Origin of the sequence: Catalinimonas locisalis (assembly GCF_038039535.1) — a bacterium.
In the GTDB taxonomy this organism is placed as follows: domain Bacteria; phylum Bacteroidota; class Bacteroidia; order Cytophagales; family Cyclobacteriaceae; genus Catalinimonas.
This window is the reverse complement of the sequence record NZ_JBBPHP010000025.1, coordinates 44,176-58,462: the sequence shown is the minus strand read 5'-3', so window position 1 is coordinate 58,462 and position 14,287 is coordinate 44,176. Positions and strand designations below refer to the sequence as shown.

The window sequence follows — 14,287 nt, the reverse complement described above, 5'->3', positions numbered from 1 at the left end:
ATTGATTTAAAAAGGCATAGCAATAATGCCCCAAGGCTCTAAAGGGCTAAGCCTTGATCACGATCAATTGAATGAAATGCTTAAATAAGGAAGGATTGAACGAGTACTGGTATATCACGCTCAATCAGCGGTGGGCTATATTGATGATATTTGGAAAAATGCGGAGTGTACTCAGCAATGGCTGCAAGGAAGAAGCTACTCACTACCGCAATGAATTTGAAGTCAGGCTTGAATATTTTGGGCACAATGCTTCCCGCCAGAGAGTCTTGCTGATCACTGATTACAGACATATCTTCACAGCATGATTTCTTTTCTATTTGGCTGTGAGATTCCTGCTCATGTTGACAAGGTGGCAATTGCTTGGTATGCATTTCGCAAGATTCAGCCTGGCCTAAGAAAGCAATATGCTGAAGTTCACCTGCACAGAAATGTGCATTCATCGTGAACCCTGTCGTTGCGACCAAGATCACCATAGCCATGCATACTGCGATTAATTGAGGGATGAACTTCATGTGAATAAAATCAATTTCTTTGCAAGTTTACGTGTCTCTTAGCAAAAAGGTGTTACAATATTTTTGTTTTATTTTATGTAATTTTTGGTTTGTCAGCACATGGCACACACACCTCTGATAAAATCAACGGAGGTGTGTGTTAATTATTATCCTACTTTCTCTGCTTTGAAGCCAGCTTTCTGCACTGCTTCTCTGATCTTTGCCTCGTTAGTTTCGCCAATAATAGTAAGCACTTTTTCAGGATTTTTAAGGTCTACTTCCCACTTCTTAATACCTTCGGTACTGTTGAGATAAGGGGTTACCTTTTCCAGGCAACCTGTACATTTGATGTTGGATTTAAATTTTAGAGTTTTCATATTATTTAATTTTATATCATATAGTAAAGGTACTATCTGCACGGGTTTTACTTTTACATCATTACCGACAAGTGTTTCAAAATTCATTGATAGCTTAAAGTGATTTTCTTAGTTTCGGCTTTAGATGAACAAAGCAGTACATAACCTTCCTGTAATTGTTTATCTGTCAAGGCATAATTTTCTACCATATTCACTTTACCTAAAAGTAATTTGATTTTACAGCTGCCGCACATGGCTTCCTGGCAAGAGTAAGGAAGAGGAAGCCCTTGTTGCAGTGCCTCCTGTAAAATGTATTTGTCCTGGGAAAGCTGAATTTTGAAAGCGTGTTCTCCCTTCAAAAAGGTAATCTCAGCCTTTCCTGAAGCATTTTTGGATACAGCATTAACTTTGAGGCTGAAAGATGCAAAAGACTCAGTGTAAATATGGTCCTTCCTGAAATTCAGTTCCTGAAGATGAGCCAGCATTGCTTTCATCATAGCTTCTGGCCCACAGAGATATACTTCAGGAGTACGACTTATCTCAGAATAAAGTACCTGCTCTACAATGGCTTTGCTGATGTACCCGTGATGATAAGCAAAGTTGCTTTGGATAGAATATTCTTCCAGAAAATGATAAATGTTAAGCCGCTCTTCATGAAGTTTTTGTAAAGCTTTGAGTGATTCCTGAAAGATGATGGACTTTTCGCTCTTGTTGGCATAAATCAAGGTAATTTTTACTTTTTCAGACTTGTACAGCGCGGATTTAAGCAGTGCAAACAAAGGTGAAATGCCACTACCTCCGGCAATCATTATCAGATGTTTATCATCCAGATTATGGTTTTTCAAGCTAAACTTACCCATGGGTTCACTAATTTTTAATAAAGAGCCTTTCTTCACAGTGGCTATCAGATCAACGGACAGTCTGCCTCCCGCCATTTTTTTGATGGTAATGGCAGGCAACTCATCTGCTTCAGGAGATGATGAAAATGAATAAGACCTGCTGAGCATTTTTCCTCTATGCACTTTGAATATATTGATGAACTGCCCCGGAGTGTATCCTTCAAATGCTGGACTTGCTTCAAAACGAATTGTGATAGCATCTTCTGTCTCATAGTCAACGCTATGTATTTTGACTTTAAATTCCATAATGATATAGTGGTTGAGCTTGCACTACTTTTCCACCCTCAGCATTTGTATACATTGAACAAGGGGAAAAGTAGCGCAGCAATGGGTGAGGATATTAAATTTTGGCAGCTTTAAGCCTCAGGCTGTTGGCTACTACCGAAACTGAGCTAAAGGCCATGGCAGCTCCGGCAATCATTGGGTCCAGCAGAAAACCATTAATAGGGTAAAGAATACCTGCTGCCAGTGGTATACCAAGCAGGTTATAAATAAAGGCCCAAAAAAGATTCTGACGAATTCCCAAGACAGTCTTTCGTGAAAGTTGCAAAGCTTTTGGGATAGCGTTCAGATCTGAAGTAATCAGCGTCATTTTGGCAACATCCATGGCAATATCTGACCCTTTACCCATTGCTATACTTACATCCGCTTGTGCCAGAGCATGTGAATCATTGATACCGTCACCCACCATAGCTACTATTTTACCCTTTTGTTGCAATGCTTTTACAAATTCAGCTTTGTCAGAAGGGAGTACTTCTGCTTGGAAAAGGCTCAAGCCTACCTGCTTGGCTACTGCTTCTGCAGTTTCCTGGTTGTCTCCGGTAAGCATATAAACTTCAATACCTCTCTGCTGTAAGTGCGTAATTGCTTCCTTTGAAGTTGCCTTTATCTTATCAGCAATGGCCATGATGGACAGTACTTCTCTGTTATTGGTAAAATATATGACTGTTTTAGCCTGCTTTTGCCATTGATTTGCTTTTTGCAATAGGGCTGTGTCTATATGGATGTTTTTTTCTGTAATAAACCTCTTATTACCTACAAAATAGGCTTCATTCTGATAAAGAGATGTAACTCCCTGACCTGTGATACTCTCAAAATCGGTGATTGCTCTTACACTTATTTGCTCATTTTTAAGATGGTTTACCACAGCTTCGGCTAAAGGATGTTCACTTTGGGATTCCATGCTGAGTAGGATGCCTTTATAAGTATCCAAAGCCTGTTTTTCAAGCCAAATTGCCTCAGTGACTTCAGGTTTACCTTCGGTAATCGTTCCTGTCTTATCCAGAATAACAGCATTGACTTTATGCCCAAGTTCCAGGCTCTCCGCATCCTTGATCAGAATATTATTTTCCGCACCCTTACCAACACCTACCATGATAGCTGTTGGTGTAGCTAATCCAAGTGCACAGGGACAGGCAATGACCAGTACGGTTACTGAAGCAAGCAATGCATGCGTAAATGCATCTTCTCCACCTAATATCATCCAACTCACAAATGTGACGATGGAAATGCCCAAAACAATAGGAACAAATATTCCAGCGATCTTATCTACCAATTTCTGGACAGGCGCTTTACTTCCCTGAGCTTCCTGCACCATTTTGATGATGCTTGCCAACACTGTGCCTCCTCCAACTTTCTCTGCAATCATCTTAAAGCTTCCTTTTTGATTGACTGTTCCGGCAAAAAGCTTATCGCCAGCCGACTTGGCAACAGCTAATGGTTCGCCGGTAATCATACTTTCATCCACATAAGATTGGCCTTCTGTTACTCCTCCATCCACAGGAATCTTTTCACCAGGACGTACAATCAATACATACCCTTCTTTTACTGCTGAAATGGGGATTTCTACTTCCTCACCTTCTATCCATGCCTTTACAGTTTTGGGCTGTAGACCCATCAGCTTTTTGATGGCAGAAGAGGTATTGGATTTTGCTTTTTCTTCCAGCAGCTTGCCTAAAGATATAAAGGTAATGATCACAACAGCTGCTTCGTAATAGACATGGGCATGTATGCCCCTGCTATGCCAGAACTCAGGAAAGAAAGTATTGAATACGCTAAATACAAAAGCGATTCCAGTACTTAATGCTACCAGCGTATCCATATTGGCTTTACCATGACGGGTCTGCTTCCAGGCTGTTACAAAAAAAGAACTCCCGAAATAAAATAAGACAATAGCCGATAATCCCATGGAAATCCACTTGCCAGCCTCCCATTCCATCATAAACATACCAATGATAAAGACAGGGAGTGTCAAAATGGCTGACCAAATGAATCTGGTTTTAATGGTTTGATAATGTTTAGCCTGTATGTCTGCATGAACCTGTGAAGGATCTTCCACATCTACAATCAAATCATAACCAATAGACTGGATAGCTTGTCTTAGGTCTGCTGTGCTAGTCTGTAAAGGGTCATATTCTGCCCAGGCTGTTTGAGTTGCAAAATTTACGCCTGCACTTACTACTCCTGGAGTAGTATTAAGCATAGATTCTACACTCACGGCACAGGCAGCACATGTCATACCTGTCACTGGAAAGGTTTGTTTTATAATGCTGTTAGCCTCATCATTAAGGGGCTCAGTTTGTAAGATTTCTGTTTTCATGTCAAATAATATTTTTCTCAAAAGTAGAATGAAGCTCTCAGCAGAGCTTTACAAAATTTTGGGTTTGCGTTTCAGATTTACCTGGCCAATTGAACGGTGTCTGACTTCTTTTTCTTAATGTCTCTTAGAGTAGAAGGAGATAGACCTGTATTTTTCTTGAATTGAGATGAGAGATGGTGTGCACTGCTAAAGCCTGTTTGGAAAGCAATTTCTGAGAGGGAAAGATCCGTATATACTAGGAGTTCTCTCACTCTATCCAGTCTGATGGCTATGTAGTACTTTTCTATGGTCTTTCCTTCATACTTGCTAAAGAACTCCCCTAAGGAATCGTAATTTTTGCTGAATTTTTGGGAAATAAATTCGGAGAGTTTCAATTGCCTCAATCCATCTTCACTGGCTGAGATCCATTCCCGAATGGCTTGCTTGATAGCCTCCAAACACTGCTCGTTTTTATCCGAGATCAGTTCAAAACCCAAACTGCTGAGGAGTTGGGCTACCTCTTCTTTTCTGTTTATTTCAATGGCATTGCTAAAAATTACTTTGCCCAGTGAAATTTGCTGAACAGCATACCCTTTTTGGGTAAGTAGACCTTGAATAGTAGATATGCACCTGTTGCATACCATTCCTTTGATGTTGATTTCAGTAATTGTTCCCATCCTGATATTGTTTTATGCAAAGCTCAGGAGTTTGATGGCAGGAAGTGTTATAAAATAACCTGATAGGCTTACATGTTTATATGATATTGTCCAGGGGTTTTCTTAAGCTAGTCTGGCGGGATTCTTTGAATTCAGATGGAGTGAGTCCGGTAATTTTTTTGAACTGAGAAGAAAGGTGTGCTACGCTACTATAGCCCAACTTGTAGGCAATTTCTTTCACCGATAGCTCGTCGTAGAAGAGGTATTCTTTGACTTTTTCAATTTTTTGTTTGATGATATACTGTTCCAGGGTAATGCCTGTCACACTTGAAAAAAGGCTGCTAAGGTAGTTGTAGTCATAATGGAGTTTTTCGGAAAGAAAAAGTGACCAGTTGATATGCATTTCAAAATGCTCCTGACGATGAATGGCCTCAATGACAGTGGCTTTGATTTTTTCAAGCAGCTGGCTTTTTTTATCATCTATCCTTTCAAAACCATTTTCTGCGAGTAAACCATCAAGTTGTGCTTTTTGATCCTGCATAAGCGTTTCTTCTTCAATTTTTACTTCTCCAAGGCTTACAGACAGTGGTTTCAATCCTGCTTGATGGAAAAGCTGTTCTACCACCATGATACAGCGGTCACAAACCATGTTTCTAATATGTAGAGTGGGCATCGCTATTATGTTAAAATACTAATCTTCTTATAAACAATGTTAAGCCTAATTGAAGTCCATGCAAAGAGAAGTATGCACAAAATTTTTAAAAAAGATTCGATTTTCCCGTGAAATCTAAGTTTAAGTGTACTAGATTGATGTCATATTATAACCAACAACCGATGAAGCCTTTTATACTTTTCTTATTTCTGAGTGCTATGCTGTTCCAGCAGGCGTTTTTTCAGGCAAATGCACAAAACATGCTGGCAAAAGGCAGACAAGCTCAAGTATCTGTAGATCCTCAAGGCGTAATGCGTATCGTGTTTGGAACCAATGATTCAATCATGGTAATGAACTCTTCAGATCAAGGCAAAACTTTCTCAAAACCTGAACTTATAGCCCAGCTGGAAGGAATGCACCTGGGTATGTCCAGAGGTCCTCAGATAGCCAGTTCTGCTAACTATACGCTTGTCACTGCTATGAGTAATGATGGCAATATTCACACCTTTCAGCTTAATCATGTAACTAATCAATGGAAAAAGATCGCCAATGTAAATGATGTTCCCGCATCTGCCCCTGAAGGTCTGATGAATATTGCTGCTGATGATCAGGATAATTTTTTTGCGGTCTGGCTTGATGTCCGATCAGACAAAAGTAACAAGATTTATGTAGCTAAGAGAAAAACAGGAGAGCAATGGTCAAAAAATGTAATGGCCTATCAATCCCCTGATGGAACCGTCTGTGAGTGCTGTAAACCTAACATTGCTGTGGGCGACTCTAAGGTTTATGTGATGTTTAGAAACTGGTTGGATGGCTCCAGAGATATGTATGTGATGCAATCTGAGTCTGATAGACTTTCATTTGCTCCCCCAAAAAAAATGGGTGAAGGGAATTGGCCCTTGAAAGGTTGCCCTATGGATGGTGGTGGAGTTTTGATTGATGATCAAAATGAAGTGCATACCAGCTGGCAGCGGGAGGGCAAAATATTCTATGCCCAACCTGGAAAAAAGGAAATGCAAGTTGGAGAGGGAAGAGCCAGTAGCATCAGTGGGCAGAAAAACCCGGTGGTTGCCTGGCAAGATGGCGGTACATTAAAAATCAAGTATCTGGATTCAGGCAAAGAAATTCAGGTAGGAGAAGGCGCTTTTATTGAGGTAGTAACTTTGAAAGATAATAGTATCTTCTGTGTATGGGAAAATGAGGGTGAAATTTATTCCAAAAGAGAATAGAAAATTGGAATGTCAACTTTGAAAGTGATGACCGCATACTTACTGTAGAGACTTTTGATCTAACTGAAGAAGAAGTAAAGAAAACGGTGCAGAAAGCGGGTTTTAAGACTGAGGCCTTATAGCACAAGGACTTCTGAGATCCATTGGGTTTAAGAAGTGCACCTTTTTCTAGTAGTCCAATCCAACTTTGCAATACCCTTGCATTGCATTAATCCGTATATTTGTAATAGTGAAAATTGCGTGCTACATATTGAGCTTCTACTTCATGGCCTTGGCAGGGGTAGCCTGTGCCGATACAGTACCTCAGAGGGATACTTCAGAAAACATCACGGTAGTTAATACTGCTAATAACAATCATGACCATGATCACAATCAGGGTTGGGACGGTTGCTCCCCACTTTGCGTTTGTCATTGTTGCCACGTACATTTCTTATTTACTTCGGGAGTTGACTTCACACAGATTGTTGTGAAATTACCTGCTATTTACACTTCTTATTTTCAGGATTTCAGAAGCATTGAAATCTCTGGATTTCTCAAGCCCCCAAGATCATAATCCTTCCTGCCTGATAGGATAAGTATGCGCTGTCGTTAAAGTCCCCTTTATCAGGACTGATCAGGCATTTTACTTACCACTCAGGCATTTTCTTTAATGAACCTTTAATCTTCAAAGGCATCCTTTCATTGTGTTCAATCTTATTCAGAAAGTTGAAAAAATTGAATAAAAACAAAACCAAAAAAAGGAAAAAGAGAAGGAAGAAAGTCACAGTCAATCAGATCCTAAAGTGGTTTTTTATTGTGTTGGTCTGCATCATACTGATAGTAGCTATGATTGCCAAAGTTTATCACTTCTTCTCTGTCCATTTCAAATAATTAAAAGTCATATGATCAATAAAATCATTTCTTTTTCAATAAAGAATAAATTCATCGTGGGCCTGCTTACCCTGGCCCTCATTGGAGTTGGAATACACTCCATGTATACGGTCAATCTGGGTTCTGTACCTGATATCACCAATAACCAGGTACAGGTAATGACCGTATCGCCCAACCTTGCCACAGAAGATATAGAACAATTTGTGACCTATCCGGTGGAACTGGCCATGGGTAATTTGCCAGGGGTAGACGAAATCCGCTCTATTTCCAGGTTTGGCCTATCGGTAGTCACCATTGTTTTTGAAGACGATATGGGTACTTACCTGCCCCGTCAACTGGTGCAGGAAAAACTGAACGAATTAAAAGAAGCCATTCCGGAGAAATTTGGCAGCCCTACTATGGGGCCGATTTCCACTGGTTTAGGACAGATTTATGAATACACTATTCAACCACAAGAGGGTTATGACTCGCTGTATTCACCAATGGAGTTGCGTACAATCCAGGATTGGATTGTTAAAAGGCAACTGACCTTGCTTGATGGTGTGGTTGAGGTAAATTCTTTCGGTGGCTACATCAAGCAATATGAGGTAGCTATTAGCCCGGATAAACTCAATGCGCAGAATGTGAGCATCTCTCAGGTATATGAGGCACTGGCCAGAAACAATGTCAATACCGGTGGGGCGTACATTGAGAAGAACAGGATGTCCAATTTCATCCGGGGAGAAGGATTGGTGCGCTCTCTGGAAGATATCAGAAAAATTGTCATAAAAACGGAAAACGGAATTCCAGTCACCATAGGAGACGTGGCTTCTAAGGTACATTTCGGCAGTCAGGTACGATATGGGGCTTTCACACAGGATGGAAAGGAAGCTGTTGGGGGTATCATTATGATGCTGAAAGGATCTAATCCCAATGCGGTAATCCAAAATGTAAAAGAGCGTATGACCGAGGTAGAAAAGTCCCTGCCCGAAGGATTGGCCATTAATACCATCATAGATCGGAGCGACCTGATTTCCAGAACGACAGATACCTTAAAAACCAACCTGTTGGAAGGCGCATTAATTGTGATTTTTGCCCTGGTAATTCTATTGGGTAGCGTCCGTGGTGGTATTATCACTGCTACCACCATTCCGCTTTCCTTGCTTTTTGCTTTCATCTTGATGAAGCAGTTTAATGTGTGGGCCAACCTCATGAGTCTGGGGGCTATTGACTTTGGGATCATCATTGACGGGGCGGTGATCATCATTGAAGGTACGGTCTACGAAATCCAGAAACGCATCCGATCAGGGAAAATTAAGTTCAATCAGGGTGTGATGGACGAGGTGGCTTATGATGCCGGTAGTACCATGATGAGTTCGGCATTTTTCGGACAGATTATCATCCTTATTGTTTTTGCTCCTATCCTATTCCTCACCGGTGTGGAAGGTAAAATGTTCCAGCCCATGGCCTACACCTTTGGCTTTGCCATGATTGGTGCCATTATCCTGTGCCTTACCTATGTACCGATGATGTCGGCCTTATTCATGAAACCTATTCAAAACAAAAAAAACTGGTTTGGACGATTTGAACGCTGGCTGGAAAGGGTAAGTGATAAAATCATTGGTGGTATTCAAAAGGCTTATCTGCCCTTGCTAAAAAGCGCCCTGCGTTTTAAAGCAATTGTGATTATCGTAGCTATTGTGCTGCTGGGAACAGCCGGGTTTATTTTTTCACGAATGGGAGGTGAGTTTGTGCCTCAGCTTGATGAAGGAGATATCGCCATGCAGGCACTCATCAGGCCCGGAAGCTCCCTAAGTGAATCAAAAGAGGTATCTATCAGGATTGAAAACCTTTTGTTGGAAAGTTTCCCCGAAATAAAAACAGTAACTGCCCGGATCGGGGTGGCGGACATCCCTACCGACCCTATGCCGATGGATATAGCCGATATGTACCTCATCTTAGAAAAAGATAAAGACCAATGGGTGTCTGCAGAGACTAAAGATGAACTAATTGAGCAAATCAAGGATAAGCTTGAGACGCATCTTACAGGAGTAAACCTGGTATTTACCCAGCCGGTAGAGCTGCGTTTTAATGAGTTGCTGGAAGGGGTACGGGAGGATATTGCCGTTAAACTCTATGGTGAAGACCTGGAAGTGCTTTCCGAAAAAGTGCAGGAGATGGCCGATATCATTTCTACCGTGCCAGGAGCTGGTGATGTAAACCCCGAACGGACATCAGGACTTCCCCAAATGACCGTTCGTTACAACCGGGATAAAATTGCACAATACGGCCTGGATATTCAAAAGCTCAATGAGTATGTAAGCTCTGCTTTTGCCGGTGGTGTGGCCGGGGTAATTTTTGAGGGAGAAAAAAGGTTTGACTTAGTCATCCGCTTTGATGAGGCGCACCGTCAAAGTATAGATGACCTGCGCACACTCTATATTGATCTGCCCGATGGCACACAAGTACCCATCAAAGAAGTCGCTGATATTAGCTATGTACCGGGTCCTATGCAGATATCGCGTGACAACACCTATAGAAGAACTTATGTTGGAGTCAATACCAGGGGACGTGACGTAGAGTCAGTGGTGAATGAAATACAGGAGAAACTGGATACACAACTAGATTTACCTCCAGGCTATTACATTACCTATGGCGGTGAATTTGAAAACCTTGAACGGGCTAAGAGCAGATTAGCCATTGTTGTTCCAATAGCACTGTTTCTGATTTTCGTTTTACTCTATTTTGCTCTACAGTCATTTTCACAATCCATCATGATTTATATCGCTATACCCCTGGCAGCTATTGGGGGTGTATTTGCTCTATGGATTAGAGATATGCCATTTAGTATTTCAGCGGGCGTTGGTTTTATTGTGCTTTTTGGAGTGGCTGTGTTAAATGGCCTGGTCTTGATTAACCGCTTTAATTCCCTAAAAGAGGAAGGAGTCACCAGCATCAGAGACCGCATTTTTACAGGAACAAAAGAACGAATCAGACCCATTATGCTTACCGCAACAACAGATATTTTCGGATTTCTGCCCATGGCTTTTTCAGCATCTGCAGGAGCTGAAGTGCAGCGGCCTTTGGCTACTGTAGTGATTGGTGGTATGCTTACCGCAACTTTGCTTACGCTGGTAGTGCTGCCCGTGCTATACACTTTTGTAGAAGGCAGAAGTGACAGAAGAAAAAGCCTGAAAGCACCGAATGCCAACGTGATTGTTGTCCTGATCGTTTGCGGTGGATTGCTAGGATTACCGGCTGTGTCCAATGCCCAACAGCAGGAACAAGAGCAAGACAGCCTGCCTACAGTCACATTAAAACAGGCCAGGAAGCGGGCGGTAGAGAGTTATCCTAAAATTCAATCGGCACGTCTGGAAATTGAAAGCCAACAAGCCCTGAAGAAAACTGCCTGGGATTTTGGCAATACCCAAATATTCACCGGGAGAGAAGAGGTAGGCAATGGTTCGGAGGTGAGTGCTGAAGGAGTGTACACCCAAATAGGCATTCAACAACAACAGATTGACATTTTTGGGATAGCACCCCGTTTGAAATTGCAAAAAGAACGGGTGGCACTGGCCGAATCCGCCCTTGACCTGTCCGTGATAGAGTTGGAAAGGGAAGTAAGCCAGGCATGGGCAATGGTATATGCAGCCAAAAATAATTATCAGGTCTATGAGCAGTTGGATTCTGTCTTTACGGATATTGAGCGGGCAGCCAGAATTAGGCTTGAAGTTGAGGCTACCTCCAAGCTAGAATACTTGGCAACTTCTAACCAGGCCAATCAGGTGAAGATTCAAAAAGAGCAGTATTATCGTGACTATTTGAGTGCTTTACAGCGCCTCAATTTATGGTTTGTCAATGACACCTTGTTCACTGTACCGGACATTCCCGCAAATCAGTTGGATGAACCCTTAAACTATGTAGCCGACTCTCTCGGTAGTCATCCTGTACTCAATGTTTTTCGCCAAAGAGTGAACGTGGCCGACGCAACCATAAAGGAAAGGCGTTCTCAGTTTTATCCCCAACTACAAGGCCAGTACGGAAAACAAACAGTAGACGGACAAAGTGGTTTTTATACCTATCAGCTTGGGGTGCGGATTCCCTTGTTTTTTGGACCAGAATTAGGTAGGACTCAAGCGGCAAAAATTAACCGGGAAATTGCCAACCAAGATTTGCAACAAACTCAATTGGAATTAAATACAGCCTATCAAAGTATGCGAGAGCAGTACCTGAAATGGCTCAATTCCTGGAATTATTACCAGGAAGAAGCCTTGCCCTTGGCACAAGAACAGCGAGCAGGTGCCCTTACAGCTTACCGGGAAGGCGCTATTGATTATGTTTCTTTCCTGCAAAATATCCGGGATGCTATCCAAATAGAGATAGATGCTTGGAATGCGTTTGGCAACTACCTGGATAGCCGCTACCAACTGGAATACTACTTAAAAACATCAAATTAAGCATTTAATAAAATCTGAATGGATAATCAGATTAAAAATATAAGCAAAATGAAAAAGCAAATTATATATATACTGACCCTGGTACTGATTGTATCGGTATTTACGGGTTGCGGAAGCAAGTCGGCTGATAACCAGGATGAAGCTTCCCATGAAGCGCATAATGAGGGTAAAGAGGGGCAGGAAGGGGAAGGTCATAGTGAAGAAGGAATGGCCGAGCTCCACCTTTCGGACCTCAAATTTGAAAGCTTGGGCATCAAAGTTGACACACTACCCACCCGCCCACTATCGGGTGTGGTAGAAGCCAATGGCCAGTTAGAAGTGCCTCCTCAGCATGAGGCTACCGTTACGGCTATTCTGGGAGCCAATGTTACTTCCATAAAAGTGATAGAGGGAGACCAGGTGAGCAAAGGGCAGGTATTGGCATATCTCTCCCATCCCAACCTGTCTAAATTGCAGACGGATTATATACGAGCTTACAGCCAACTACAGTTTCTGGAAAAAGAAAACCAACGACAAAAAAGGTTGTACGAAGAGGAAGTAGGTTCCGGAAAAACCTACCAGCAAATACAGGCGGACTACCAAGCCATGAAAGGGGAAGTAAAAGGCTATGAAGCTCAGCTCAGGCAACTCAGCCTGAATGAGAATAAGGTGCAAAGCGGTGATATTTATCAATACGTACCCGTAGTGAGTCCCATAGATGGATATATTGAAAAAGTAAAAGTTCAGGTCGGTCAATATGTAGACCCTCAGACCGAGATGTTTATGATTGTCAATACCGACCACATTCATGCCGACCTGATGGTGTTTGAAAAGGATGTATATAAAGTGAAGAAAGGGCAGAAAGTGTCCTTTACTGTGGAGTCTGTTCCGGGAAATACGCTGACTGCCAAAATTTATTCAGTGGGTAAGCAGTTTGAGCAAAATCCGAAAGCGGTGCATGTGCATGCAGAGATCGAGAACAAGGAAGATTTTCTGATCCCGGGAATGTATATCAATGGTAAAATCCACACAGAAAATGAGGAGGTAAAAGCACTGCCAGAAGCAGCGATCATTGAAGAAGAAGGCAAACCCTACATTTTTATGGCGGAAGCCCATGAGGAAGAGGGAAAAACGGAATGGGCATTTACCCCTGTTGAAGTGCGAACCGGTATTACTGACGAGGGCTGGACCGAGATCAACCTGCTAGAGCCGCTTCCTAATGGCACTTTGGTAGCTTGGAATAATGCCTATTACCTGATTTCAGAGATGCAGAAAAGCCAGACTTCACATAGTCACTAAATAAAGCAGTTGACAAGAAAACATGTCAACTGCCAAACTTTGAAAAGATTAAAAACTGAAAAAAATAGCAAGATGAAAGAAATCAAAGCACTTATAAAGCCGAAAAAAGTACAAGTAGTGGTAAAGTCTCTGCGCGATGCAGGGTTTGAAAGTGTGACCTTATCTAAAGGAGAGGGAACAGGAGCTCATAAAGATCCCGATGCATCTCCTTCCCTTGACTTTCACTTTACCGATAGCGCGATTGTCAAATTAGAGCTGGTCTGCCAAAATGAAGAATTGGAAAAAGCAGTACAATTAATATGTGGCAAGGCACAAACCCCTGAACCAGGCGATGGGATCATTTACGTCTCTGAAATAGATGATGCGTATAGAATAAAGACATGTGATTCTTTAAAAGAATAATCTCAAGCAAATGATCAAGGATTTAGAACAAAACTTAAAGGCTCACAATATCAAACCTACAGCTATGCGGTTGTTGGTATTAGAGTACCTCATGGGTAGGGAAGCCGCAGTAAGCCTGACCGATCTGTATAAAGACTTTGAGAAATCGGACCGGACGACTATCTACAGAACGCTGAAGGCTTTTGAGGATAATGGCTTGGCACACAGCATTGATGATGGTACAGGTGTTCCTAAATACGCCTTGTGTGAAGAAGGTTGTAAATGCGAAATTGAAAGGGACTTACATCTGCACTTTCACTGCAGAATATGTGGACAAACCAAATGTCTGACCAGTTATAAAATTCCCGAAGTGGATTTGCCTCCGAAGTATGTTCCTGAAGAGGCCAACTTAGTGGTAAAAGGTGTTTGTGATAATTGCTCAGAAGATAAATAGAGAAATT

General features: G+C 41.9%; 12 protein-coding genes. 6 read left to right on the top strand and 6 right to left on the bottom strand.

Translation table 11 applies throughout. The features are described 5' to 3' along the window. Positions 1-80 precede the first annotated feature (80 nt). From WJR50_RS23010 to WJR50_RS22985, 6 genes are all read right to left on the bottom strand, one after another. Entirely contained in the window at positions 81-512 is a 432-nt protein-coding gene (locus WJR50_RS23010) for an HYC_CC_PP family protein (protein WP_341295647.1), read from the bottom strand. 146 nt (positions 513-658) lie between these two features. Continuing rightward, entirely contained in the window at positions 659-868 is a 210-nt protein-coding gene (locus WJR50_RS23005; protein ID WP_341295646.1) for a heavy-metal-associated domain-containing protein, read from the bottom strand. A gap of 83 nt (positions 869-951) precedes the next feature. Next, entirely contained in the window at positions 952-1,992 is a 1,041-nt protein-coding gene (locus WJR50_RS23000; protein ID WP_341295645.1) for a flavin reductase family protein, read from the bottom strand. 94 nt (positions 1,993-2,086) lie between these two features. Next, complete coding sequence (locus WJR50_RS22995; protein ID WP_341295644.1) at positions 2,087-4,345, bottom strand: heavy metal translocating P-type ATPase; 2,259 nt, start codon at positions 4,343-4,345, stop codon at positions 2,087-2,089. A gap of 77 nt (positions 4,346-4,422) precedes the next feature. After that, positions 4,423-5,001: a helix-turn-helix domain-containing protein gene (locus WJR50_RS22990; RefSeq protein WP_341295643.1), complete on the bottom strand. Its 579-nt coding sequence runs from the start codon at positions 4,999-5,001 to the stop codon at positions 4,423-4,425. A gap of 76 nt (positions 5,002-5,077) precedes the next feature. Next, positions 5,078-5,653, bottom strand: coding sequence for a helix-turn-helix domain-containing protein (locus WJR50_RS22985; protein WP_341295642.1), 576 nt, complete (start codon positions 5,651-5,653; stop codon positions 5,078-5,080). Between the two features lie 161 nt (positions 5,654-5,814). On the opposite strand from WJR50_RS22985, the gene WJR50_RS22980 reads away from it, so the two are divergent. From WJR50_RS22980 to WJR50_RS22955, 6 genes are all read left to right on the top strand, one after another. After that, positions 5,815-6,861 carry a hypothetical protein gene (locus WJR50_RS22980; RefSeq protein ID WP_341295641.1) on the top strand — a complete coding sequence of 349 codons (1,047 nt, stop codon included), beginning with the start codon at positions 5,815-5,817 and terminating at the stop codon, positions 6,859-6,861. Positions 6,862-7,090: 229 nt separating this feature from the next. After that, complete coding sequence (locus tag WJR50_RS22975) at positions 7,091-7,414, top strand: DUF6660 family protein (protein WP_341295640.1); 324 nt, start codon at positions 7,091-7,093, stop codon at positions 7,412-7,414. Between the two features lie 328 nt (positions 7,415-7,742). Next, positions 7,743-12,167: a CusA/CzcA family heavy metal efflux RND transporter gene (locus WJR50_RS22970; RefSeq protein ID WP_341295639.1), complete on the top strand. Its 4,425-nt coding sequence runs from the start codon at positions 7,743-7,745 to the stop codon at positions 12,165-12,167. A 48-nt stretch (positions 12,168-12,215) separates the two neighbouring features. Then, positions 12,216-13,445: an efflux RND transporter periplasmic adaptor subunit gene (locus tag WJR50_RS22965; protein ID WP_277483174.1), complete on the top strand. Its 1,230-nt coding sequence runs from the start codon at positions 12,216-12,218 to the stop codon at positions 13,443-13,445. 39 nt (positions 13,446-13,484) lie between these two features. Continuing rightward, the gene (locus WJR50_RS22960) at positions 13,485-13,847 is read left to right on the top strand and encodes a P-II family nitrogen regulator (RefSeq protein WP_277483172.1); all 363 of its coding nucleotides are present in this window, start codon (positions 13,485-13,487) and stop codon (positions 13,845-13,847) included. A gap of 10 nt (positions 13,848-13,857) precedes the next feature. Further along, complete coding sequence (locus WJR50_RS22955) at positions 13,858-14,280, top strand: Fur family transcriptional regulator (RefSeq protein ID WP_277483169.1); 423 nt, start codon at positions 13,858-13,860, stop codon at positions 14,278-14,280. Positions 14,281-14,287 lie beyond the last annotated feature (7 nt).

Coding starts and splice junctions, on each gene's coding strand:
- WJR50_RS23010 (WP_341295647.1), bottom strand. CDS start 512: ATGAAGTTCATCCCTCAATTAATCGCAGTATGCATGGCTATGGTGATC.
- WJR50_RS23005 (WP_341295646.1), bottom strand. CDS start 868: ATGAAAACTCTAAAATTTAAATCCAACATCAAATGTACAGGTTGCCTG.
- WJR50_RS23000 (WP_341295645.1), bottom strand. CDS start 1,992: ATGGAATTTAAAGTCAAAATACATAGCGTTGACTATGAGACAGAAGAT.
- WJR50_RS22995 (WP_341295644.1), bottom strand. CDS start 4,345: ATGAAAACAGAAATCTTACAAACTGAGCCCCTTAATGATGAGGCTAAC.
- WJR50_RS22990 (WP_341295643.1), bottom strand. CDS start 5,001: ATGGGAACAATTACTGAAATCAACATCAAAGGAATGGTATGCAACAGG.
- WJR50_RS22985 (WP_341295642.1), bottom strand. CDS start 5,653: ATGCCCACTCTACATATTAGAAACATGGTTTGTGACCGCTGTATCATG.
- WJR50_RS22980 (WP_341295641.1), top strand. CDS start 5,815: ATGAAGCCTTTTATACTTTTCTTATTTCTGAGTGCTATGCTGTTCCAG.
- WJR50_RS22970 (WP_341295639.1), top strand. CDS start 7,743: ATGATCAATAAAATCATTTCTTTTTCAATAAAGAATAAATTCATCGTG.
- WJR50_RS22965 (WP_277483174.1), top strand. CDS start 12,216: ATGAAAAAGCAAATTATATATATACTGACCCTGGTACTGATTGTATCG.
- WJR50_RS22955 (WP_277483169.1), top strand. CDS start 13,858: ATGATCAAGGATTTAGAACAAAACTTAAAGGCTCACAATATCAAACCT.